General features: G+C 66.6%; 22 protein-coding genes. All 22 read left to right on the plus strand.

Going from position 1 to position 21,910, the window contains the following annotated elements:
- Positions 1-705 (plus strand): NAD-dependent epimerase/dehydratase family protein (locus tag C996_RS0102900; RefSeq protein WP_018865970.1); only part of this gene is annotated, 705 nt, incomplete at its 5' end.
- A 155-nt stretch (positions 706-860) separates the two neighbouring features.
- The gene (locus C996_RS0102905) at positions 861-1,535 is read left to right on the plus strand and encodes a type 1 glutamine amidotransferase domain-containing protein (protein ID WP_026279176.1); all 675 of its coding nucleotides are present in this window, start codon (positions 861-863) and stop codon (positions 1,533-1,535) included.
- A gap of 86 nt (positions 1,536-1,621) precedes the next feature.
- The gene (locus tag C996_RS0102910; protein ID WP_018865972.1) at positions 1,622-2,395 is read left to right on the plus strand and encodes a TetR/AcrR family transcriptional regulator; all 774 of its coding nucleotides are present in this window, start codon (positions 1,622-1,624) and stop codon (positions 2,393-2,395) included.
- Positions 2,396-2,454: 59 nt separating this feature from the next.
- Entirely contained in the window at positions 2,455-3,564 is a 1,110-nt protein-coding gene (locus C996_RS0102915; protein ID WP_018865973.1) for an efflux RND transporter periplasmic adaptor subunit, read from the plus strand.
- 13 nt (positions 3,565-3,577) lie between these two features.
- Positions 3,578-6,676 (plus strand): efflux RND transporter permease subunit, encoded by a 3,099-nt coding sequence (locus C996_RS0102920; protein WP_018865974.1) that lies wholly within the window; start codon positions 3,578-3,580, stop codon positions 6,674-6,676.
- A gap of 314 nt (positions 6,677-6,990) precedes the next feature.
- Positions 6,991-8,412 carry a form I ribulose bisphosphate carboxylase large subunit gene (locus C996_RS0102925; protein ID WP_018865975.1) on the plus strand — a complete coding sequence of 474 codons (1,422 nt, stop codon included), beginning with the start codon at positions 6,991-6,993 and terminating at the stop codon, positions 8,410-8,412.
- 68 nt (positions 8,413-8,480) lie between these two features.
- Positions 8,481-8,813, plus strand: a complete 333-nt coding sequence (locus C996_RS0102930; protein WP_018865976.1) for a ribulose bisphosphate carboxylase small subunit — start codon at positions 8,481-8,483, stop codon at positions 8,811-8,813.
- 162 nt (positions 8,814-8,975) lie between these two features.
- On the plus strand, positions 8,976-11,921 hold the full coding sequence (locus tag C996_RS0102935; RefSeq protein WP_018865977.1) for a CsoS2 family carboxysome shell protein: 2,946 nt from the start codon (positions 8,976-8,978) through the stop codon (positions 11,919-11,921).
- A 24-nt stretch (positions 11,922-11,945) separates the two neighbouring features.
- On the plus strand, positions 11,946-13,502 hold the full coding sequence (locus tag C996_RS0102940) for a carboxysome shell carbonic anhydrase (protein ID WP_051076891.1): 1,557 nt from the start codon (positions 11,946-11,948) through the stop codon (positions 13,500-13,502).
- Between the two features lie 17 nt (positions 13,503-13,519).
- Entirely contained in the window at positions 13,520-13,771 is a 252-nt protein-coding gene (locus tag C996_RS0102945) for a carboxysome peptide A (RefSeq protein WP_017940626.1), read from the plus strand.
- A 4-nt stretch (positions 13,772-13,775) separates the two neighbouring features.
- A complete protein-coding gene (locus tag C996_RS0102950; RefSeq protein WP_017940627.1) occupies positions 13,776-14,108 on the plus strand; it encodes a carboxysome peptide B in 333 nt (110 codons plus the stop codon).
- 41 nt (positions 14,109-14,149) lie between these two features.
- Positions 14,150-14,449, plus strand: coding sequence for a BMC domain-containing protein (locus tag C996_RS0102955; RefSeq protein WP_012982275.1), 300 nt, complete (start codon positions 14,150-14,152; stop codon positions 14,447-14,449).
- Positions 14,450-14,480: 31 nt separating this feature from the next.
- The gene (locus tag C996_RS0102960; protein WP_012982276.1) at positions 14,481-14,774 is read left to right on the plus strand and encodes a BMC domain-containing protein; all 294 of its coding nucleotides are present in this window, start codon (positions 14,481-14,483) and stop codon (positions 14,772-14,774) included.
- A gap of 70 nt (positions 14,775-14,844) precedes the next feature.
- Positions 14,845-15,159: a BMC domain-containing protein gene (locus C996_RS0102965; protein WP_026181393.1), complete on the plus strand. Its 315-nt coding sequence runs from the start codon at positions 14,845-14,847 to the stop codon at positions 15,157-15,159.
- Positions 15,160-15,169: 10 nt separating this feature from the next.
- Entirely contained in the window at positions 15,170-15,592 is a 423-nt protein-coding gene (locus C996_RS0102970; RefSeq protein WP_018865979.1) for a bacterioferritin, read from the plus strand.
- Positions 15,593-15,627: 35 nt separating this feature from the next.
- Positions 15,628-15,909: a 4a-hydroxytetrahydrobiopterin dehydratase gene (locus C996_RS0102975; protein WP_018865980.1), complete on the plus strand. Its 282-nt coding sequence runs from the start codon at positions 15,628-15,630 to the stop codon at positions 15,907-15,909.
- Positions 15,910-15,967: 58 nt separating this feature from the next.
- Positions 15,968-16,603 carry a ParA family partition ATPase gene (gene parA / locus C996_RS0102980; RefSeq protein WP_018865981.1) on the plus strand — a complete coding sequence of 212 codons (636 nt, stop codon included), beginning with the start codon at positions 15,968-15,970 and terminating at the stop codon, positions 16,601-16,603.
- Positions 16,600-16,989, plus strand: a complete 390-nt coding sequence (locus tag C996_RS0102985; protein WP_018865982.1) for a hypothetical protein — start codon at positions 16,600-16,602, stop codon at positions 16,987-16,989. The genes parA and C996_RS0102985 overlap by 4 nt, the downstream gene beginning before the upstream one ends.
- 58 nt (positions 16,990-17,047) lie before the next feature.
- Positions 17,048-17,851 carry a CbbQ/NirQ/NorQ/GpvN family protein gene (locus C996_RS0102990; protein ID WP_018865983.1) on the plus strand — a complete coding sequence of 268 codons (804 nt, stop codon included), beginning with the start codon at positions 17,048-17,050 and terminating at the stop codon, positions 17,849-17,851.
- 18 nt (positions 17,852-17,869) lie between these two features.
- Positions 17,870-20,191: a nitric oxide reductase activation protein NorD gene (locus tag C996_RS0102995; protein ID WP_018865984.1), complete on the plus strand. Its 2,322-nt coding sequence runs from the start codon at positions 17,870-17,872 to the stop codon at positions 20,189-20,191.
- A gap of 75 nt (positions 20,192-20,266) precedes the next feature.
- The gene (locus C996_RS0103000) at positions 20,267-21,244 is read left to right on the plus strand and encodes a LysR family transcriptional regulator (RefSeq protein ID WP_018865985.1); all 978 of its coding nucleotides are present in this window, start codon (positions 20,267-20,269) and stop codon (positions 21,242-21,244) included.
- A gap of 97 nt (positions 21,245-21,341) precedes the next feature.
- The gene (locus C996_RS0103005) at positions 21,342-21,908 is read left to right on the plus strand and encodes an SgcJ/EcaC family oxidoreductase (protein ID WP_018865986.1); all 567 of its coding nucleotides are present in this window, start codon (positions 21,342-21,344) and stop codon (positions 21,906-21,908) included.
- Positions 21,909-21,910: the final 2 nt, after the last annotated feature.

The raw sequence follows: 21,910 nt of genomic DNA on the forward strand, positions 1-21,910 counted from the left end.
ACCAACCTGGTCGGCTTCGGCAACATCCTGGAGGGCTGCCGCCACAACGGCGTGGAGCACCTGGTCTACGCCAGCTCCAGTTCGGTCTATGGCGCCAACACCACCATGCCGTTCTCGGTGCACGACAACGTCGATCACCCGCTGAGCCTCTACGCCGCGAGCAAGAAGGCCAACGAGCTGATGGCGCACACCTACAGCCACCTCTACGACCTGCCGGTGACGGGCCTGCGCTTCTTCACCGTCTACGGCCCCTGGGGCCGCCCGGACATGGCGCTGTTCCTGTTCACGAAGAAGATCCTGGCGGGCGAGCCGATCGACGTCTTCAACTACGGGCACCACCGGCGCGACTTCACCTATATCGACGACATCGTCGAGGGCGTGATCCGCACCCTGGATCACGTGGCGCCGCGCAACCCCGAGTGGAGCGGGGCCGAGCCGGATTCCGCCACCAGTGCCGCGCCCTATCGGCTCTACAACATCGGCAACCACGAGCCGGTGGAGCTGATGCGCTACATCGAGGTGCTGGAGGACTGTCTGGGCCGGAAGGCCGAAAAGAACCTCCTGCCGCTGCAGCCGGGGGATGTGCCGGACACCTATGCCGATGTCGAGGCCCTGCGCGAGGATGTGGGCTATGCCCCGGCCACCCGCGTGGAAGACGGCATCGCCCGGTTCGTGGACTGGTATCGCGAGTACTACCGGGTCTGATTCCCGGGCGGGGCCTGCCGGATGGCGAGCCCCGCCAGGGCCTTCCTGCGCCGGACCTTTCCTTGCCTTCGCGCAGCCATGCAGCGGGTGGGTGCCAGGAACCTGTGACCTTCCGGTGAGTCCACCACAGACATGGACGCAAAGGAGGTATCGGGATGAGCCAGACAATACTGATGGTCGTCACCAGCCACGGCGAGATCGGCCCGGGCCAGGCGACCGGCGTGTGGTTCGACGAGTTCGCCGAGCCCTATGATCGCTTTCGCAAGGCCGGTTTTGAGGTCAAGGTGGCGAGCCCGAAGGGCGGGCCGGTGCCGCTGGATCCGAAGAGCCTGGAGGCCAGCCATCCGGGGGCGGCCGCCGTGGCCGCCCAGGAAGCCCTGGACGACACGATCGCACTCGATGCGGATATGCATCACGGGGCCTATGCCGCGATCTTCTTCCCTGGCGGGCACGGGACCATGTTCGATCTGCCGGACAACCCGCATGTGCAGCGCCTGGTCGCGGAGTTCCTGGAGAACGACAAGGTCGTGGGTGCGGTCTGCCACGGCCCGGCCTGCCTGGTCGGCGCGATGCTGGCCGACGGGAGCTCGGCGGTGAAGGGGCGCAAGGTGGCTGCCTTTACCAATAGCGAGGAGAAGGCGGTGCAGCTGGACAGCGCGATGCCGTTCCTGCTGCAGGACAAGCTCCAGGAGCTGGGTGGCGAGGTCGAGACCGCCGATGACTGGGCGGATCACGTGGTGGTCGACGGTAAGCTGGTGACGGGCCAGAACCCGCAGTCCAGCAAGAGTGTGGCCGACGCGATCGTACGCCTGCTGCGCGAGGCGGGCTGAGCGCCCGCCAATGGGGCCGGGGCCAGGTCCCCGGCCTTTATTGGGCCGATTTGTGAATCCGGTTCAAAAATCGGATTGGGTTCGATATGCTGCCCGCCATGAGCACCGAGGATCGCAGAAGGCGCGAGCGTGAGGCGCGCGAGGCGCTGTTTATCGAACGGGCCCACGAACGGATCCGCGAGGACGGGCTGCTGGGCCTGCAGATGTCGAAGCTGGCGGCGGATTGCGAGTACGCCACCGGGACCCTGTACCAGCACTTCGAGTCCCGCGAGGACCTGCTGGCGGCGGTGGCGGCGCGCACGACCCGCGAGCGGGCGGGGCGATTCCGGGCCATCCCGGGGCTGACCCTGGGCACGCGGTCGCGGATGCTGGCGATCGTTCTGACCGATATCGATTTCGCCGCGCAGAATCCGGACTACTACCGGCTTACCCAGTACCTGGTGACCGAGGTGGTGTGGGCGAATGTCTCGGTGGCCCGGCGCGAGGCGTTGCTGGAGGCGGGGCGTCCGATCAGCGAGGCGGTCCACGCGGTAGTGGCCGAGGCCCGCGAGCGCGGCGACCTGCCGCCGGCACGCGAGATCTCCGAGGAGGAGATGGGGCTGGGGCCCTGGGCGCTGAACGTGGGGATGCAAAGCCTGGCCAATGCCCGGGGCCTGCTGGATGCCTATGACATCCATCGGCCTTATGACCACCTGATCCGCCATTTCCACGCCCTGATGACCGGCTGGCGCTGGGAGCCGCGACTGGATCCGGACGAGCCCGCGGTGGTGCGCGCCGAGACCGACCGTGTGCGGGCGTCGCTGCGCGCGGCCGGGATCGGCGAGCAGATCGCCGATGACGGCTTGAACGCGGCGGACTGACCCGACCGCGCATATTCATGACGCCGGTGGGGATTGACCCGCCGGCCCGGGAGACTTCGATGAAGCGTTTCATCTTGATGCTGGTGGCGGTCGCCATCGTGCTGGGCGGTATCTTCGGCTTCAAGGCCTTCGTGGATCAGCAGATCGCGGAGTACTTCGAGGATATGCCGGAGCCGGTGGTCACCATCAATGCCGCCGAGGTCGCGACCGATACCTGGACCCCGCGGGTGCGCGCGATCGGCAGCCTGGAGGCGGTCCAGGGCGCGACCCTGAGCTTCGAGGCGCAGGGCATCGTGCAGGCCATCCATTTCGAGAACGGTGCCCGCGTCGAGGCTGGCGATCCCCTGGTGGATCTGGACACCACCCTGGACGAGGCCGAGCTGGAAAATCTGCGCGCGGCCGAGCGCCTGGCGCAGCGCGAGCTGCAGCGAGCGCGCGGATTGATCGAGCGCAACGACATCTCGGACTCCGAGTTCCAGCGGCGCGTGGCGGAGGCCGAGCAGGCCGCCGCCTCGGTGAAGGCCCAGGAGGCCCGCATTCGCCAGAAGAGCCTGCGCGCGCCCTTTGCCGGGGAGCTGGGCATTCGCGAGGTGAACGTCGGCCAGTTCGTTGGGCCGGGTGAGCCGATCGTGGTGCTGGAGGCCCTGCAGCCGCTGTACGTGAATTTCACCCTGCCCGAGCGGCGTCTGGGCGAGGTCGCCCTGGGGCAGCAGGTCGAGGTGGAGGTGGATGCCTTCGGTGATGCCTTCACCGGCGAGGTGACGGCCATCGAGCCGCGGGTGCGCGCGGCCTCGCGCATGTTCCGCGTGCAGGCCGTACTCGCGAACGAGGAGGGGCGTCTGCGTTCTGGCCAGTTCGCCCGCGTCACGCTGGATCGCGGCGAGGCGGAGGAGGCCGTGGTGGCGCCGCAGACCGCGATCCGCTTCGCCCCCTGGGGGCAGTCGGTGTTCGTGATCGAGGAGGATGACGAGGGCCAGCTGCGGGTGGAGCAGCGTCTGATCGAGACCGGCGAGCGCCGGGGTGACCTGGTGCGCGTGCTGGACGGACTGGAGCCGGGCGAGCGCATTGCCGCCAGCGGGCTGCTGAAGCTGCAGAACGACACGCCGGTGGAGATCACCGAGGACGCCCAGCCCGACGCCGAGCGCGATCCGCGCCCGGCGAATCGCTGAGCGGGGCCCGGCCATGCGCTTTACCGACATCTTTATCCAGAAGCCGGTGCTGGCCACGGTGGTCAGCCTGTTCATCCTGCTGTTCGGGGTGCGTGCGGTATTCGATCTGAACGTGCGCCAGTTCCCCGAGGTGCAGAACGCGGTGGTGACCATCAGCACCGCGTACATCGGCGCCGATGCCGATCTGGTGCAGGGGTTCATCACCACGCCGATGGAGCGCGAGGTGGCCGAGGCCGAGGGGATCGACTATCTGGTCTCCACCAGCCGCGCCGGCATCAGTATCGTCGAGGCCCACCTGGAGCTGGACTACGACCCCAACGAGGCGCTCACCCAGATCTCGGCGCAGGTCGACAAGATCCGCAGCGACCTGCCGGCCGAGGCCGAGGACCCCGTCGTGGATCTCTCGGTCGGGCAGGACGTGGCGGCGATGTACATGTCGTTCTACTCCGAACGGCTATCGAACAACCAGACCACGGACTACCTGATCCGCGAGGTGCAGCCGGAGCTGGCCACGGTCAACGGGGTGCAGCGCGCCGAGATCCTGGGCGCCCAGAGCTTCGCCATGCGTGCCTGGCTGGATGCCGACCGCATGGCCTCCTTCGGCGTAACCGGGCGCGACGTGCGCGAGGCCCTGGAGCGCAACAACGTGCTCTCCGCCGTGGGGCAGACCCGCGGCTCCATGGTCGGGCTGGACCTGACCGCGGACACCGACCTGCAGCGCCCGGAGGAGTTCGAGCAGCTGATCCTGTTCGAGGCCGACGGCGACCTGGTCCGTCTGGGCGATGTCGCCGAGGTGGAGCTGGGCTCGGAGAGCTACGACACCTCGGTGCGTTTCAATGGCCAGGCGGCGACCTTCGTGGGCATCGAGCTGGCGCCGGACGCCAACGCGCTGGACGTGATCGCCGAGGTGCGAGACGTCTTCGACGAGCGCATCCTGCCGCGCCTGCCGTCGGGGCTGGAAGGCGAGATCGTCTATGACTCGACCGACTACATCCAGAGCGCGATCGACGAGGTGCTGCTCACTATCGGGCTCGCCCTGGCCATCGTCCTGGTGGTGATCTACCTGTTCCTCGGCTCGCTGCGCAGTGTGCTGATTCCCGCGGTCGCGGTGCCGCTGTCCCTGGTGGGCACCTTCATGCTGATGCTGCTGATGGGGTTCTCGCTGAACCTGCTGACGCTGCTGGCGATGGTGCTGGCGATCGGCATCGTGGTGGATGACGCGATCATCATGCTGGAGAACATCTCGCGGCATATCGAGGAGGGGATGTCGCGTATGGACGCGGCGATCCAGGGCGCGCGCGAGCTGGCCTGGCCGATTGTCGCGATGTCGACCACGCTGGTGGCCGTGTTCCTGCCCTTGGGCTTCATTGGCGGGTTGACCGGGACCCTGTTCATCGAGTTCGCCTTCACCCTGGCGGCGACCGTGGTCATCTCCGGGATCGTCGCGATCACGCTGTCGCCCATGATGTGCTCCAAGATCCTGCGCGATGGGGCCGTGGAGAGGCGCGGGCGCATCGAGAGCTGGCTGGATGCGCGCTTCGAGTCCCTGCAGGGCCGCTATCGCCGGCGCCTGCACGGGGCGCTGAACGACCGCTTCACCATTGCGGTGTTCGGGGCCATCGTGCTGGTGTCCTGCTACTTCCTGTTCGTGACCTCGCAGAGCGAGCTGGAGCCGCCGGAGGACCAGGGCTTCGCGTTCTCCATCATGGAGGGCGATGCCTACATGGGCCTGGACTGGCTGGAGCGCAACACCGCGCTGACCGATCGCTTCTTTGACGAGATCCCCGAACTCGAGAACATCTTCATCGTGAACGGGTTCGGTGGGGGTCCGGGCATCGCCGGTGCCAGCAACCAGGCCCTGGGCGGCTTCGTGCTCGCGCCCTGGGATCAGCGCGAGCGGGATACCGAGACCATCCTCGAGGAAGAGCTGCAGCCGCGTCTGGACCGGATCCCGGCGCTGGAGGTGTTCGCCATCCAGCCGCCGCAGTTGCCCACCCCGGGCGATGGCGCGCCGGTGAGCGTCGTGCTCGGGTCCACCGGTTCGTTCGAGGAGCTGGAGCAGTTTGCCGACGAGATCGTGGGTCGGGCGATGGAGACCGGGCGCTTCATCTTCATGGATACCGATCTCGACTTCGACCAGCCCCAGGTGGACCTGAAGATCGACCGCGAGCGCGCCGCACAGCTCGGCATCGACATGGCCACGCTGAATGCCGATCTCGCGACCATGCTGTCCGGCGGCTTTGCCGGGCGCTTCGCGATGGAGAACCGCAGTTACCGCGTGATCCCGCAGGTGCAGCGCAGCGAGCGCCTGAACCCGGAGCAGCTGGAGGAGCTGTTCACCCGCACCCGCGAAGGCGAACCGGTGCCGCTGTCCAGCATCGTGACGCTGGAGGAGACGGTGACCCCGCGCTCGCTGAAACGCTTTCAGCAGCTCAACGCCGTGACGCTGTCCGGCGTGCCGCGCCCGGGCGTAACCCTGGGCGAGGCGCTGGACATCATCGACGAGATCGCCGCGGAGGTCCTGCCGCCGGACGTCAGTGTCGACTACGCCGGCCAGTCGCGGCAGCTGAAGGCCGAGGGCGGGGACCTGGTGGTCACCTTCTTTTTCGCCCTGCTGGTGATCTTCCTGGTCCTGGCGGCGCAGTTCGAGTCGTTCCGCGACCCGCTGATCATCCTGACCACGGTGCCGATGTCGATCGCGGGGGCATTGATCTTCATCAGCCTCGGGGTGACCTCGCTGAACATCTACACCCAGGTCGGCCTGCTGACGCTGATCGGCCTGATCGCCAAGCACGGCATCCTGATCGTGGAGTTCGCCAACCAGCTGCAGCGCCAGGGCCGGACCCTGCGCGAGGCCATCGAGGAGGCCGCGTCCCTGCGTCTGCGCCCGATCCTGATGACCACCACGGCGACGGTGGTGGCCATGGTGCCGCTGCTGATGGCCGCCGGGGCCGGCGCCGGCTCGCGTTTCGCCATGGGGCTGGTGATCGCCAGCGGCATGGCGATCGGCACGCTGTTCACGCTGTTCGTGGTGCCGGCCATCTACCTCTACCTGGCGCGTGATCACCAGGCGGCCAGCCGCGCCGAGCTTGCCGCGGATGCCGCTTCCTGAAGCCGCCCGGTCCGGCCCGCGCGCCGGGGTTCGGGCCGCCGGTGAAGCCGTCTGTGCAATCCGTCGCCACAAAGGCATGCACGGACTACGGTCTTGGACTACAATCGCAATCCGCATTGCGGCGCGAGCGACGGATTCCGGTCTGGCCGCGCCGCTGCGAACCGAACCCCTGCCGGTCAGCGGCCCTCCCGCTGCCCGGCTTTTATATAAACGATAGTCTATTGGTCGTATCTAGATTATTTATTTGTTATTAGTGATTGCCCTCCCTAATCTAGTCGACCGTCACGATTAACCAACGCGTAGGAGAAAGCCACATGGCCGCCAAGAAGTACTCCGCGGGTGTCAAGGATTACCGCGAAACATACTGGATGCCGGAATACATGCCGCTGGATACCGATCTGCTGGCATGTTTCAAGATCACCCCGCAGCCGGGCATCGACCGCGAAGAAGCGGCAGCCGCTGTGGCGGCCGAGTCGTCCACCGGTACCTGGACCACGGTGTGGACCGACCTCCTGACCGACATGGATTACTACAAGGGTCGGGCGTACATGATCGAGGACGTCCCGGGTGACGACGAGTCCTTCTACGCGTTCATCGCCTACCCGATCGACCTCTTCGAAGAAGGCTCGATGGTGAACGTGTTCACCTCGCTGGTCGGCAACGTGTTCGGCTTCAAGGCCATTCGTGCCCTGCGCCTGGAAGACGTGCGCTTCCCGATGGCCTACGTGAAGACCTGTGGTGGTCCGCCTTCCGGTATCCAGGTCGAGCGCGACAAGATGAACAAGTACGGTCGTCCGCTGCTGGGCTGCACCATCAAGCCGAAGCTGGGTCTGTCCGCGAAGAACTACGGCCGTGCCGTGTACGAGTGCCTGCGTGGCGGCCTCGACTTCACCAAGGACGACGAGAACATCAACTCGCAGCCGTTCATGCGCTGGCGTGATCGTTTCGAGTTCGTGCAGGAAGCGACCGAAAAGGCCGAAGCCGAAACCGGCGAGCGCAAGGGTCACTACCTGAACGTCACCGCGCCGACCCCGGAAGAGATGTACAAGCGTGCCGAGTTCGCCAAGGAGATTGGCGCGCCGATCATCATGCACGACTACATCACCGGCGGCTTCTGCGCCAACACCGGCCTGGCCAACTGGTGCCGCGACAACGGCATGCTGCTGCACATCCACCGTGCCATGCACGCGGTGCTCGACCGCCATCCCAAGCACGGTATCCACTTCCGTGTGCTGGCCAAGATCCTGCGTCTGTCCGGTGGTGACCACCTGCACACCGGTACCGTGGTCGGCAAGTTGGAAGGTGACCGCGCCGCGACTCTGGGCTGGATCGACCTGCTGCGCGAATCCTTCGTGCCGGAAGACCGCTCGCGCGGCATCTTCTTCGATCAGGACTGGGGCTCCATGCCGGGCGTGTTCGCCGTGGCCTCCGGTGGTATCCACGTCTGGCACATGCCGGCCCTGGTCTCCATCTTCGGCGACGACTCCGTGCTGCAGTTCGGTGGCGGTACGCTGGGTCACCCGTGGGGCAACGCCCCGGGTGCGACGGCCAACCGCGTTGCGCTGGAAGCCTGTGTGCAGGCGCGTAACGAAGGTCGCGAGATCGAAAAGGAAGGCAAGGAGATCCTCACCCAGGCCGCCCAGCACAGCCCCGAGCTGAAGGTGGCGATGGAGACCTGGAAGGAGATCAAGTTCGAGTTCGATACCGTCGACAAGCTGGATACCCAGCACAAGTGATCGCCCGAGTGCGGGCGGCCTGACGGGTCGCCCGCACCCTGACAGAACAAGAGCATAGGATTACCGACATGTCCGATATTCAGAACTTCAAGCCGGTACAGAAGTACGAGACCTTCTCCTACCTGCCCGAGATGAACGCCGATCAGGTGCGCAAGCAGATTGAATACTGCCTCGCCCAGGGCTGGAACCCGGCGGTGGAATATTCCGAGAAGGAAAACGCCATGTCCCATTACTGGTACATGTGGAAACTGCCGTTTTTCGGCGAACAGTCCGTGGAAGCGGTCCTTCAGGAAATCGAAGAATGCCGCCGCTCCAACCCGGGCATGATGGTTCGCTTCATCGCCTACGATAACTACGCCCAGAGTCAGGGCATGGCCTTCGTGGTCGACCGCGGTCGTTAAGAGAGGCCCCGGTGCCTGCCGGGCCCGGTTGCGGGCCCGGCAGTTCAGTTCAGCGTTATTTACCGTTGCTGCCGCCAACTGTAAGGAAGTGCCATGAGTAATCCGACATCTGCGTCTGAAGGTCTCTCGGGGCGCGAACGTGCCCTGGAACGGCGCAAGGCCATGTCTCGTAATGGCAAGGCTGCCGTGAAGTCGACCGGCCAAAACAAGGGGAACAGCCGTTCCGCCGCGGCTGCGCAGCAGGCGCGCCAGGCGAAAGCGGAACCCGCCCCGGCACCCCAGGCGCGGGAGCCGGAGACGCACTCCAGCGAATCGTCGTCGCCGGTCTCCTTCGAGACCCGCGACACCACCCCCGAGCGCCGCCCCGAGCCGGGCGCGCACGCGGGTGCCTCCAACGGCCGCCAGGCCGCCCTCGAGCGTCGCCAGAAGATGGCGCGCCAGGGCAAGAAGGCCGTAGGCCGCACCAACACGCGAGCGCAGGTATCCGGCGGCATGGCCCGCGCCGGCGCCGAGCGTTCGCGCCAGCTCGAAGCACTGGCCCAGTCGCAGAACGTCGAGGTCGACTGCTCGAACATGAGCGGTCGCGAGATTTGCCGCCTGCGCCGCCAGGCCCTGTCGACCGACGGCAAGAAGGCCGTGGCGCCGGAGCCCCGGCGGGAAGACCGCATCAAGGGCACCGAGCCGACCGCGTCCGAGCGCAGCGATGTGAAGAAAGACTGCGGCTGCGGTTGCAAGGGCGAGAAGTCCGGGCGTGAAGAGGCCCGCGACACGGCCCCGTCCCAGGAGAATGCCGTGGTCGAGAGCGGTCTCGATCAGCTGTGCGAAAAGGTCGAGTCCGGAGGCGAGGCCGCCGGTCCGCACCCGATGATCTCCGAGGTCCGTGCGATCTGCATGGCCCGCCGCGATGCCATGGCGCAGAACGGCAAACAGGCCCTGCGCCGCCGCTTCAAGAGTGGCCAGGCCCGTGGCGCGCTGCCGCAGGAAGGTGCCTGGAAGGCCGCCAAGCGCAAGGGCATGTCCACGCGCGAAGTGGCGCGCCAGCGGCGCGAGGAACTCTGCAAGCTGGGTCGTGGCTCCTCCGAGCCGGGCCGCCCCTGCGGACGTCCGCGTCCGGCGGAGGGCGACGCGCCCCCGAAGGTCGAGGAAGGCACCACGCTGGCCGGCAGCCACGTGAGTGGCACCCAGGTGGAGCGTACCTCCCATGTGACCGGCACCGAGGCGGGCAGCTGCTCGTCGATCACCGGTACCGAGTACCTGGGCCTGGAGCACTACGAGCGCTACTGCGGCGTGCGCCCGGCGGGCAATCCGCCCAAGGTCGGCACCTCGCATACCTCCCATGGCCAGTCCGTGAGTGGGACCGAGGTCGGGCGTTCGACCCGCGTAACGGGTGACGAGCGGGGTTCCTGCGAGACGATCACCGGTACCGAATACCTCAGTACCGAGCAGTACGAAGGCTTCTGCTGCACCCGTCCGCAGGCGGGTCCGGCGCGCACCAGTGTGATGGTGACGCGGAATGGTGAAGGCGTGTCGGGCACGTCGGTCGGGCGCAGCCCCAAGGTGACCGGCGACGAGTCCGGGTCCTGCCGCGATGTCACCGGTACCGAGTACCTGAACACCGCCGCCAGCGAGGTCCCTTGCAACACGGGAAAGCCGAACGGAGCGCCGATGAAGGTCGGCGTCATGCATACCCTTCGCGGTCGTGAACTGACCGGTACCGAAGTCGGGCGCTCCGTCAAGGTCACGGGTGACGAATACGGCAGCTGCAAGCCGGTTACCGGAACGGAATATCTCGGCACCGAACAGTTCCAGGGGTTTTGTGGTACCCGCCCGGAACCGGCGCCGGCCAAGGTCCAGGAGTCGCACACCATGGAAGACCAGAGCGTGACCGGGGTGGCCGTGGGCCGCAGCCCCAAGGTCACCGGCGACGAGAGCGGCTCCTGTGCCTCGCTGACCGGTACGCCGTACTACAACAAGTCCGACTTCGGGGATCTTTGTGATCGTCCGGCAGCCGGAGGCGTGCCCAAGGTCGGCGTGATGCATACCCTGCGCGGTCGCGAGGTGTCCGGTACCCAGGTGGATCATTCCATCCACGTGACGGGTGACGAGTACGGCGGCTGCAAGCCGATCACCGGCACCGAGTACGCCGGCTCCGAGCATTATGACGCCTTCTGCGGCGGCCAGCGTCCGGATGCGGCGCCGGAAAAGGTGACGGTCGGCCGCACCTGGAATCAGCAGGCGGTGTCCGGCACTGCGGTGGGTCGTTCCGCTCGCGTGACGGGTGACGAATACGGCGCCTGCAAGCCGGTCAGCGGCACGGCGTACATCGGGCCCGACCAGTACGACCAGTTCTGCGAGACGCAGGATGCACGGGTCGCCGAGACCCGCGTGGCGGAGCGTCATTCGACGCCGGCCCATCCGGTCTCCGGCAGCCAGCCGGGATACGACGAACGCGTGACCGGAACCGAGCGCGGTGCCTGTCAGGACGTCTCCGGTGCCCCGTATGTGGGTGCCAACGAGTTCGCCCAGACCTGCGCCAGCGTGGCCGGCAGTCTGCACCCGCGTCTTCGCCCGGAAGGGATGCAGGCTGCGGCTCCGGCGCAATCGGCACCGCAGGTTGCCGAGCGTCCGATGCCGAATGCCGGGTTCAGCGTGGCGACGCCGGCACGGTCGGCAGCGGAACGCCGCGAGCGTGTGACCGGCACTGCCTATGGCACGAGCGGACGCCTGACCGGCTCGATCAACAAGGCCATGGGGCTGGTGTCCGGTACCGAGGAGTTCCGCTACAACGGGGGCCAGCAGGCCGTCGCGGCGGCCCCGGTCGAGGAAGGCCAGAAGGTCGGTGCCGACCGAGTGACCGTGAACGGCAGCAGCAATGGAGTCTCCATTACCGGCGATGACTGGCAGCGCGGCGACCGGGTGACCGGCACCGAGGGCTTTTCCACGCGCCGTAACGCGACCCAGAAGGGCAATCCGCGCGGCGAAGGCCGCAGTGCCTACGTGAATCGCGAACTCGAACGCAAGGACGTGCCGCCGAGCAAGATCACGGGTTCCTCCGGGAACAGCGACGCCGGTTCCCTGGTGACGCTGTCCGGCGGGGCGCGCGGCTAAGGCCGGGCGAGGGCACAGGACGCCATGGTGCGAGGTCGTCGCAAGAACAGCACCCCGGGCTCGCGGTTCGCGAAGTCCCGGGCGGTGGCTGCGCGCGCGGCGGCCCCGGCCCCGGCGGCACCGGTTTCCGCGGTGCCACCGGCGGCCCCTACCGGCTCGTCCGGTATGGAGGCGACCCGGGAGCTGCGGCCGGGCCATCCGCTGGCGGATGTGGCGATGAACGAGCGCCTGCATGCCTTCGAGCGGGGGTTCCGCGAGCGCTTTGCGCAGCTGGTGCCGGTCCTGAGGGAAGTGCACGCGCTGCAACACGAGCGCGACTTCGAGGAACGGGCCCAGGCGATTGTGCAGGAGCAGCTGGGTTACCGCCTGCCGGAGAAGGCGCTGGAAGATGCCTGGATCAACGACCTGGACACGCGGGAGCTGTACCTGCACGGGACGTTCGAGCTGTTTGACCAGGTGGTGAACGAGTACTGGGCGGGTCGGGATGACCTGGTCGCGGAGGCGGAAAGCGCGATCGCGTATTTCCTCGACTGCGACTTTCACGAGGTGGACATCTCGCCCTGTTCCGATGGCCGTCTGCTGGGCTTGCGGCGCTTCATCCTGCGCCTTCCGGATCTGGCGGTACGGGTGAAGAGCTATGCCGGCGCGCAGTTCGACATCGAAGAGGATGTGCGCCACTGGACTAAGCGCGAGTTGCTGCGCTTCCGCGAGGGGCGGCCGACGACGGCCGATGTCCCCAGCCGCTATCTGAAGATCGCGGCCTACCACTACAGTGGCGCGGATCCGCTGCATCAGGGTTGCGCGGCGCACGGAAACAGCGAACGCGACGCGGCCGATGGCGCGCTGCACCAGCTGCGCGCGTTTCGCCAGGCGATCGAGAACACCTACTGCTGTGGGGCCTCGGTGGACACGCTGCTGATCGGCGTGGATACGGACACGGATGCGGTGAAGATCCACATCCCGGACGCCGACACGCGGATGAGCCTGTACCGCTTCGTGGACAGCGCGCAGCTGTACCGCGAGACGCAGGGACTGGACGAACAGGCGGCGTCGCTGCGGGTGTACCAGGCGATCCAGGATGCGATCCACCAGCAGGGCTGGGGACGCGGGAACGGCGCCCCGCACGAGGGCATGCTGCGGCTGATCTCGCGGCTGCTGCTGAACAATATTTCGCAGCTCGACTATGTGGCGCGTTACCACGGGGGGCACTACGCCGACGTGGGCCACCGGGAACGGGTGATCATCGTCGGCCAGGAGATCGAGGAGATGCAGGTGCGGAACTTCGCATACTTCGCGCACCTGGAGACGATGGAAGAGGGCTCCGAAGGTACGGACGTCGGGGTGAACAAGATTTTTCGGAAGTTGAATGTCGAGCGCGGCCTGCCGGTGCCGGTGGTGATTCATTACCGCTATGACCGCAAGGTGCCGGGATCGCGGGAGCGGGTGGAGGCACGCTGCCGTCGCATCCGCGACCAGATCATGGATCGCTATCGCGACCTCGCCGAGAAGGGCCTGATTGGCTGCCACATGGTGATCCGCGACAAGCGTAGCGGAAGCCGTCTGGAACCGCTGGCCGCCTGACGCACACGGGAACGGGAATGAAGATCTGCAAGGTTGAGAAGACGCTGGTTTCGACCAACCGCATCCGCGATCTGGGGCACCGGCCGTTGCTGGTGGTCCAGGAGAAGGCCGGTGGTCCGCGCACCGTCGCGGTGGACGCGGTCGGCTGCGTACCGGGTGACTGGGTGATCGTAGTCGGTAGCTCGGCGGCACGTGAGGCGGCCGGTGACAAGTCCTATCCCAGTGACGCGACGATCGTCGGGATCATCGATTACTGGGAGGAGCAGTAGCTCCATGGAAATCATGCAGGTGCAGGACGAACTGGTGGTGACCCGTCGCGTGGACGGGCTCAAGACCATGTCGCTGCGCGTGCTGGTGGACCAGAAAGGGGCCCTGAACGTGGCGGTGGACACCGTCGGGGCGCATCCGGGCAACTGGGTGTTCACCATCAGTGGCTCGGCCGCGCGCTACGCGCTGGACGACAACAGTATTCAGACCGATCTGACGATCGGCGGCATCATCGACCACTGGGACGATGGTGGAAAGAAGACGGAAGGGTCGAAGGACGAGGCAGGACGAGACCAGACCGATGCACAGCGCTCTGCTGGTTCCCGCAAGGCGGCGTGAGCGTCATTTTTTGAAAAACTGTAACTCCAGGAGAGAAGACAATGGCAACTGAACGTTTTGGTGTGGCGCTGGGCATGATCGAGACCCGTGGTCTGGTGCCGGCGATTGAAGCCGCGGATGCGATGACCAAGGCCTCCGAAGTGCGCCTGATCGGTCGTCAGTTCGTGGGCGGTGGCTACGTGACCGTGCTGGTGCGTGGCGAAACCGGTGCCGTGAACGCCGCCGTGCGCGCCGGTGCGGATTCCTGCGAGCGTGTGGGTGACGGCCTGGTGGCCGCGCACATCATCGCCCGCGTGCATTCCGAAGTGGAAAGCATCCTGCCCGAGCAGGTTGAAAAGTAATTCATCTGTAACGCTTGATAGGAGTTGAGTAATGGCTAGCGAAAACTTTGGTGTGGCCCTCGGCATGATCGAGACCCGTGGTCTGGTGCCGGCGATCGAAGCCGCCGACGCGATGACCAAGGCCTCCGAGGTGCGCCTGATTGGTCGTCAGTTCGTGGGCGGTGGTTACGTGACCGTGCTGGTCCGTGGCGAAACCGGCGCCGTGAACGCCGCGGTGCGTGCCGGCGCGGATTCCTGCGAGCGCGTGGGTGACGGCCTGGTGGCCGCGCACATCATTGCTCGCGTCCATTCCGAGGTGGAAAACATCCTCCCGGAAAAGCCGTAACTCGCGGTAGTCGAACGCCGTCGGGTCCCGGTTGGGGGTCCCGGCGGCTTTTTTCAAGAAGAGGTAGATGATGGCTAGCGAAATTTCTGGTGTGGCCCTTGGCATGATCGAGACCCGCGGTCTGGTTCCGGCGATCGAGGCCGCGGATGCGATGACCAAGGCCTCCGAAGTGCGCCTGATCGGTCGTCAGTTTGTCGGCGGTGGCTACGTGACCGTGCTGGTCCGTGGCGAGACCGGTGCCGTGAACGCCGCCGTGCGTGCCGGTGCGGATTCCTGCGAACGCGTGGGTGACGGCCTGGTGGCCGCGCACATCATTGCGCGTGTGCATTCCGAAGTGGAAGGCATCCTGCCGACGGCCCCGACCGCCAGCGGTTCGGCCAGCTGAGGCGACATCCATGTCCGATCCACGGATCGTGGGATACCTGAACCGCGCGGTCGCACACGAGCTGTCGGCGGTTCAGCAGTACCTGGCCCAGGCGCGGCTGACCGCGATGTGGGGCATGAATGACGTGAGCGACTGCCTGCGTCGCGATGCCCAGGAAGAGCTGGATCATGCGGATCGCTTCATGACCCGCATGTTTCACTACGGGGTCGCCCCGAACGGCAGCCAGCTGGCGCCGGTCCGGCTTGGCCGCTCCATGGCCGAGCTGATGGCCCGCAACCGCGAGCTGGAGATGGAGGCGGTACGGCTGTACGACGAGGCCGCTGTCTACTGCCGGCGCGTGGGCGCGGTGGACGATGCCGCGTTGTTCGAGAGCATCCTTGAGGATGAGCTGGAACACGTGCGCGAGATCGACGCCCAGGGCAGTCCCGCGTGATGCACGCGGACGCGGCAAGACGAGCGGAGTAGGCAATGGCGGATACCGATCTGGTGGTTCCGGCCGGGTGGGAGCCCGGCAAGGGGACCTCGGCGTCCATGAGCAAGCAGTTCACGTTCGAGCGCTACGGCATCACCCGGGAGTTTCTCGACCGCGTGGCCGAGCTGTCCGAACAGGACGGGTATCATCCGAACATCAGCTTCGGAACCACGTACGTGAACATCACGATTGACGCCCGAGACGGCGAGCAACTGGGAGAGGGCGACAAGGCCTTTGCCCTGGAGGTCGATCGCCTGGCTGCTGCCACCACCGGCTGAGCCGGGGGCATACTTGACGGGCCGGGCCGTCCCGGCCCCTTCCGCAGGAGGCTGTTGCGTGGGTTCGAGGGTAATCGCGGTAGTCAATCAGAAGGGCGGTACCGGCAAGACCACCCTGACCATGAATCTGGCCGCCGGGCTGGCGCGCCGGGGTCGCACCCTGGTGGTCGATGCCGACCCGCAGGGCTCGGCCGCACAGTGGGCCCGCATGGCCTCGGATGAACGGCCGTTCCCCGCATCGGTCTTCGCGGTAGCCGGGCCCCTGGATCGGGAGCTGAAAGCGCTGCGCAAGGACTACGAGCACATCGTGGTGGACTGCCCGCCGACCCTGGAGGGCGGTGCGGTCAATGGCGCGCTTGCAGCCTCCGACGAGGTGCTGATCCCCGTGCTGCCGTCTCCGGTCGATTTGTGGGGCAGTGTGCGGATGGGCCGGGGGCTGGAAGAGGCGCGCCTCAAGAACCCCAGCCTGCGCCCGTTTATCGTGGTCAATCAGCTCGAGGTCCGCAGTGCGCTGTCGCGCGCGATGAAGCATGCACTGATGGAGATCGATATCCCCGCCCTGGAGCAGACGCTGCGCCGGCGGGCCATCTATCGGCGCTCGGCGCTCGAGGGCTGTTCCGTCTTTGATCTGGGCAAGCCCGGCGAGGCCGCGGCGGCGGAGATCGAAGCCATCATCGAGGAGGTGTCGCAATGAGCAATCTGCAAGACAAGCTGGCAGCCGGCGTGCGCAGTGCACGCGAGGATCAGGACAAGGATAAGAGCCAGGACGCGGCCGCCAAGCCCGAAGCCTCGGCCCAGAAGGACACCAGCCAGGAGCCGGCGAGCAGCCAGCCGCGGGCCGCGGCCAGCACCAAGACCGCTGCCACCAAGAAGGCGGCCACCACAACCCGCAAGGCACCGGCGCGCAAGCGCACGACCACGCGGAAGAAGCCGGCCGCCACGCCCAAGTCCGGCGCATCGGCGCAGTCCACGTCCACCAGCCGGAAGTCGGCCGCAGCGAAAAAGCCGGCGGCAAAGAAGACGCCCAAGGCGGACAACACCGGAACCGAACTGCATCCCGAGCGGATCTGGCCCGACTGAGGGCTGCGTTCCGGCGGCCGGGGCTTGCCCCGGCCTTTCTGATTGAGGAGTCGAAAAGATGCAGGACGAACTACGCGATCACCTTATCACCGAAGAGCCGTACTACCAGCCGACCGCGGACGAGGTGGAGCTGTACGAGGCGGCCTATTCGGTGCGCATGCCCATGATGCTCAAGGGACCGACCGGCTGCGGCAAGACGCGCTTTGTCGAACACATGGCGTGGAAGCTGGGCAAGCCCCTGATCACCGTGGCCTGCAACGAGGACATGACCGCGTCGGATCTGGTGGGGCGCTACCTGCTGGACGCCGACGGAACGCGCTGGCAGGACGGGCCGCTGACCCAGGCCGCACGGCATGGTGCGATCTGCTATCTCGACGAGATTGTCGAGGCGCGTCAGGACACGACCGTGGTGATCCACCCGTTGACGGACAACCGCCGCGTCCTGCCGCTGGAGAAGAAGGGCGAGATGGTGGAGGCGCACCCGGACTTTCAGGTGGTGATCTCCTATAACCCCGGGTACCAGAGCCTGATGAAGGATCTGAAGGAGTCCACCAAGCAGCGCTTCGGCGCGCTGGACTTCAACTACCCCGATCACGAGACCGAGGCGCGCATCGTGGCGCATGAGGGCGGGATCAACGAGGACATGGCCGGGAAACTGGTCAGCGTTGCCGAGCGCGCCCGCAACCTGAAGGGGCACGGTCTGGACGAGGGCATCTCGACCCGCATGCTGGTGTACGCGGCATCGCTGATTGCCAACGGGGTGGCCCCGCTGGCCGCCTGCCGTATGGCGCTGGTGCGCCCGATCACGGATGACCCGGACATGCGCGACGCCCTCGACTCCGCCGTCACGACGTTCTTCTAGACACCCGCGCGGGATACGATGAGCATCCATCTGGAGGACTACCAGGACCTCCTCGAAGACCTCGGGGGACAGGCAGCCGAGGTGCTCGAGGCCTCGTGGCAGGAGGCCTCGCGTGCGTTCAGTGCCGCGGGCCTCAAGCGCTACTACCTGGAAGGGGCTCGCAGCCTGCATTCTCTCGGGCGTGGCTCGGAGATGGTGATCGCCTTCGTCCAGGAGACGCCGGATGTGGCGCAGGAACTGGGCGAGGACGCGGTCGGCGAGCTGGTCAGCTCGGCGATCAAGATGTACTCCAAAACCAGTGCCGCGGTAATCACCCTGCTGATCTCCACCAGCCCCATCGCCGCGCGGCGACTGGGGGACCAGGGTCTGTTCTCGGGCTATCTGCGCCTGGTGGACAACCTGCTGGGGCAGGCGCCGCGCGGCGTACGCCCGATGCTGGAACACCTCGACGAACTCCTCACCCACCTCACGCTGGGGGGGCTGCGTCGCTGGGCGAGCTGGGGGGCGCAGGCCCACCGCACGGACCTGGAGGCTCAGATCGCCTATTTCGGCCTGGAGTCGCCGGAGTCCCGTTCGGTGTTCCAGAAGGAACGCCGCGGGACACTGTTCGTGGATGTCCAGCGCCGCATCAACCTCTATCTGCGCTCGCTGTGGGCGCGCGACTTCTTCATGCGCCCCACCAGTGGCGACTTCGAGTCGCGCGAGGGCTACAAGCCCTACATCGAGGGCTTCACGATCTTCCTGCCGGACGCCTTCGACGACTGGGAGGGTCTGACCGGTCTGGATCTCTATCGTGCTACGGCGGCGCATGCGGCGGCGCACGTGGTCTTTACCCGCGAGATGCAGCCGGAGGAGGCCCCGCGGGGCGTCATCGGGGTGCTGACCGAATTGTTCGAGGATGCGCGCGTCGAGGGCCTGGCGACGCGCGGCTTCCCCGGCCTGCGCAACTTGTGGATCCCCCTGCACACCGCGACGCCGGATGACGGTGACGCCCCGCAGGCGCTGCTGGCCCGCACCGCGCGGGCCCTGCTGGACCCCGACTACCGCGACGACCACCCGTTTGTGGGCAAGGCGCGCGCGGCGCTGGCCGATCGGGCGGAGGACCTCGAGGCTGCGGGTCTGGCGCACGAACTGGCCGAGGCCCTGGCGCCGGAGTTCCCGGAAAAGGGCTACATGAATCCGCGGCAGGTGGCCCCGGATGTGCTCTACCGCGATGACAACCGCTATGTCTGGGCCTTCGGCCGCGAGGAAGACGACTTCGAGACGCTGATGGCCAGTGGCTCGAACCAGGAGCGCGTCTACGTCACACCCATGGAGATGATCAACACCCTGGATGTCCCCGGGGCCGGGGATGATGCCCAGATGATCATGGTGCTGGCGACCGAGTGGTTCCGCGACGGTGAAGACGAAAGCATCAACCAGCAGGAGGGCAAGGAGCCGATCTCGCTGCCCTACCACTACCACGAGTGGGACTACCAGATGCAGCTGGAACGGCCGCACTGGGTCACCCTGTTGGAGCGGCGTCCGAAGAAGGGCGACGTGGAAGAGATCGACGCCATCAACGAAAAGCACAAGCCGCTGATCTCGCGTTTGAAGTTCCTGATCGAGGCAATGCAGCCGCAGGGTGTGCAGCGCATGCGCAAGCAGGCCGAGGGCGACGAACTGGACGTGAACGCCCTCGTCGAGGCGCAGATCGATCTGCGCATGCGCCGCCAGCCGGACGAGCGGATCTACGTCCGCAATATCCGTCAGGTGCGCGACCTGTCCGTGCTGGTGCTACTGGATCTGTCCGAGTCCACCAACGAGCCCCTCGCCGATGGCGAGACGACCGTGGTCCAGCTGGCGCGCGAGGCCACCGCGCTGCTGGGCGGGGCCATCTCCAAGATCGGCGACCCCTTCGCGATCCACGGCTTCGCCTCCGATGGCCGCCACGATGTCGAGTATTACCGCTTCAAGGATTTCGATGCCCCCTACGATGATCACGCCCGGGCGCGGCTGGCCGGGATGAAGGGGCAGTTGTCCACGCGCATGGGCGCGGCGATCCGGCACGCCGGCCACCTGCTGCACCAGCAGGGCACGCAGAAAAAGCTGTTGCTGATCGTCACCGACGGCGAGCCGGCGGATACGGATGTGCGCGACCCGCAGTACCTGCGCCAGGATGCCAAGCGTGCGGTGGAAGAGGTGGGCAAGAACGGCGTCTACAGCTTCTGCATCAGCCTGGATCCGCAGGCCGACGAGTACGTGGAACGCATCTTCGGTGCGCAGCACTTCATGGTGCTGGACCACATCGAGCGGCTCCCGGAAAAGCTGCCGATGCTGTACGCCGGCCTGACCCGTTAGGGCGCACACGGTACTCGCATGGCCAAGACGGGGGGCAGCTCGACACCGCCGAAGGAGTCCAGCCTTCCGCAGGTGATGTTGAAGTCCGAGCTGCCCGCGCATCTGATCCGGCATGCGACCCTGCGCCAGTTGCAGGTGTTCGAGGCGATCGTGCGCCTGGGCAGTTTCACCCGGGCGGCGGAAGAGCTCTATCTGACCCAGCCGACCGTCTCCATCCAGATCAAGAAGCTCTCCGGTGCGCTCGGCCTGCCGCTGTTCGAATACGTCGGACGCAAGGCCTTCCCGACCGAGGTCGGGCTGCTGCTGTACGACACCTGCCGCGAGATGCTGGGGGCGCTGACCAATCTCGAGATGAAGCTCGCGGAGATGCACGGGCTGAAGCGCGGGCGCCTGCGTCTGGCGGTGATCACCACGGCGCAGTATTTCGCGCCCACGATCCTCGGGCAGTTCGCCAAGCGCTATCCGGATATCGAGCTGTCGCTGGAGGTCAGCAACTTCGACCGGGTGCTGGATCGCCTGGCCAGCAACGACGATGACCTGTACATCATCGGGCACGTACCCGAGCGGCTGACCGATATCGCCGTCTACCCGTTCGCGCCGAACCCGCTGGTGGTGATGGCCAGCCGCGACCACCCGCTGGCGGGGCAGCGCAACATCCCGATCGAACGCCTGGAGCAGGAGACCTTCCTGATGCGCGAGCCGGGTTCCGGCATCCGCGAGGCGACCCTGAAGCTGTTCCAGGAGCACGGCATCAACCCCACCGTGCGCATGGAGCTCGGCTCCAACGAGGCGATCAAGCAGGCGGTCATCGGGGGCCTGGGGATTGCCGTGCTGTCGCTGCATACCCTCAGCGCGGAAGGGGCCGGGGGGCCGGTCGCGCTGCTGGATGTGGAGCATTTCCCGATCCACCGCCAGTGGCACATCGTCCACCCCAGACAGAAGGTCCTGTCGGTCGTGGCCCAGACCTTCCTGGATTTTGCCATCCAGGACGAGGCGCGGGTGCGCGGTCAGGTCGAGGACCTGCTGGCCGCGTTCAAGGCGCAGGCGAGCTGACCAGGCGGCCCGCGACCGGCGCCCTGACAGCCCCTCCAGGGTCCCTTATAATTCACGTTTTATCCGGCCGGCAATGGCCGTATGCGGAGATCAGTCAGTGACCACGAGCAGCCGGCCGCGTATCAGCGGCACCCAGTTCATCAATGCCGACGAGTCGCCCCGTGCGCGCCTGAGCCTGAGCGCCTCGCATCGCGACCAGCACCACCCGGTGACCGGGACGGGTGGCGATCCGGCGTTCGGCGCCATCGACACCCCGCCGAACGAGAGCTGCGTGGTCTGCGCCCCCGCGACCCGCCGCCTGGCCGAGGAACTGTTCGAGGGGTGGAACGACGCCCTGCAGACCGGGGATGCGCGCAAGGTCACCGAGCGCTATGCCGAGGACGCGGTCCTGCTGCCGACGGTTTCCAACGTCCCGCGAACCACGCACGCCGAGATCCAGGACTACTTCGAGCACTTCCTCGAGAAGAAGCCCTTCGGGACGATCAACACCCGCAACGTGAAGCTCGGCTGCAACAAGCTGACCGACGCCGGCACCTATACCTTCCGCGTCACCGACGGCGGCGAGACCAAGGACGTCCCCGCGCGCTACACCTTCGTCTACGAAAACCGCGACGGCGAGTGGAAGATCGTCCACCACCACTCCTCGATGATGCCGACCGAGTGAAC

This window comes from Thioalkalivibrio sp. ALE25 (genome assembly GCF_000377285.1).
In the GTDB taxonomy this organism is placed as follows: Bacteria; Pseudomonadota; Gammaproteobacteria; order Ectothiorhodospirales; family Ectothiorhodospiraceae; genus Thioalkalivibrio.

What these genes read in the sequence shown, in the direction of transcription:
- C996_RS0102950 (WP_017940627.1), top strand. Translation starts at nt 13,776, where the DNA reads ATGGAAATCATGCAGGTGCAGGACGAACTGGTGGTGACCCGTCGCGTG.
- C996_RS0102930 (WP_018865976.1), top strand. Translation starts at nt 8,481, where the DNA reads ATGTCCGATATTCAGAACTTCAAGCCGGTACAGAAGTACGAGACCTTC.
- C996_RS0102955 (WP_012982275.1), top strand. Translation starts at nt 14,150, where the DNA reads ATGGCAACTGAACGTTTTGGTGTGGCGCTGGGCATGATCGAGACCCGT.
- C996_RS0102985 (WP_018865982.1), top strand. Translation starts at nt 16,600, where the DNA reads ATGAGCAATCTGCAAGACAAGCTGGCAGCCGGCGTGCGCAGTGCACGC.
- C996_RS0102905 (WP_026279176.1), top strand. Translation starts at nt 861, where the DNA reads ATGAGCCAGACAATACTGATGGTCGTCACCAGCCACGGCGAGATCGGC.
- C996_RS0102945 (WP_017940626.1), top strand. Translation starts at nt 13,520, where the DNA reads ATGAAGATCTGCAAGGTTGAGAAGACGCTGGTTTCGACCAACCGCATC.
- C996_RS0102910 (WP_018865972.1), top strand. Translation starts at nt 1,622, where the DNA reads ATGCTGCCCGCCATGAGCACCGAGGATCGCAGAAGGCGCGAGCGTGAG.
- C996_RS0102935 (WP_018865977.1), top strand. Translation starts at nt 8,976, where the DNA reads ATGTCTCGTAATGGCAAGGCTGCCGTGAAGTCGACCGGCCAAAACAAG.
- C996_RS0102965 (WP_026181393.1), top strand. Translation starts at nt 14,845, where the DNA reads ATGGCTAGCGAAATTTCTGGTGTGGCCCTTGGCATGATCGAGACCCGC.
- C996_RS0102995 (WP_018865984.1), top strand. Translation starts at nt 17,870, where the DNA reads ATGAGCATCCATCTGGAGGACTACCAGGACCTCCTCGAAGACCTCGGG.
- C996_RS0102925 (WP_018865975.1), top strand. Translation starts at nt 6,991, where the DNA reads ATGGCCGCCAAGAAGTACTCCGCGGGTGTCAAGGATTACCGCGAAACA.
- C996_RS0102990 (WP_018865983.1), top strand. Translation starts at nt 17,048, where the DNA reads ATGCAGGACGAACTACGCGATCACCTTATCACCGAAGAGCCGTACTAC.
- C996_RS0102920 (WP_018865974.1), top strand. Translation starts at nt 3,578, where the DNA reads ATGCGCTTTACCGACATCTTTATCCAGAAGCCGGTGCTGGCCACGGTG.
- C996_RS0102915 (WP_018865973.1), top strand. Translation starts at nt 2,455, where the DNA reads ATGAAGCGTTTCATCTTGATGCTGGTGGCGGTCGCCATCGTGCTGGGC.
- C996_RS0102970 (WP_018865979.1), top strand. Translation starts at nt 15,170, where the DNA reads ATGTCCGATCCACGGATCGTGGGATACCTGAACCGCGCGGTCGCACAC.
- C996_RS0102975 (WP_018865980.1), top strand. Translation starts at nt 15,628, where the DNA reads ATGGCGGATACCGATCTGGTGGTTCCGGCCGGGTGGGAGCCCGGCAAG.
- C996_RS0102940 (WP_051076891.1), top strand. Translation starts at nt 11,946, where the DNA reads ATGGTGCGAGGTCGTCGCAAGAACAGCACCCCGGGCTCGCGGTTCGCG.
- C996_RS0103000 (WP_018865985.1), top strand. Translation starts at nt 20,267, where the DNA reads ATGTTGAAGTCCGAGCTGCCCGCGCATCTGATCCGGCATGCGACCCTG.
- C996_RS0102960 (WP_012982276.1), top strand. Translation starts at nt 14,481, where the DNA reads ATGGCTAGCGAAAACTTTGGTGTGGCCCTCGGCATGATCGAGACCCGT.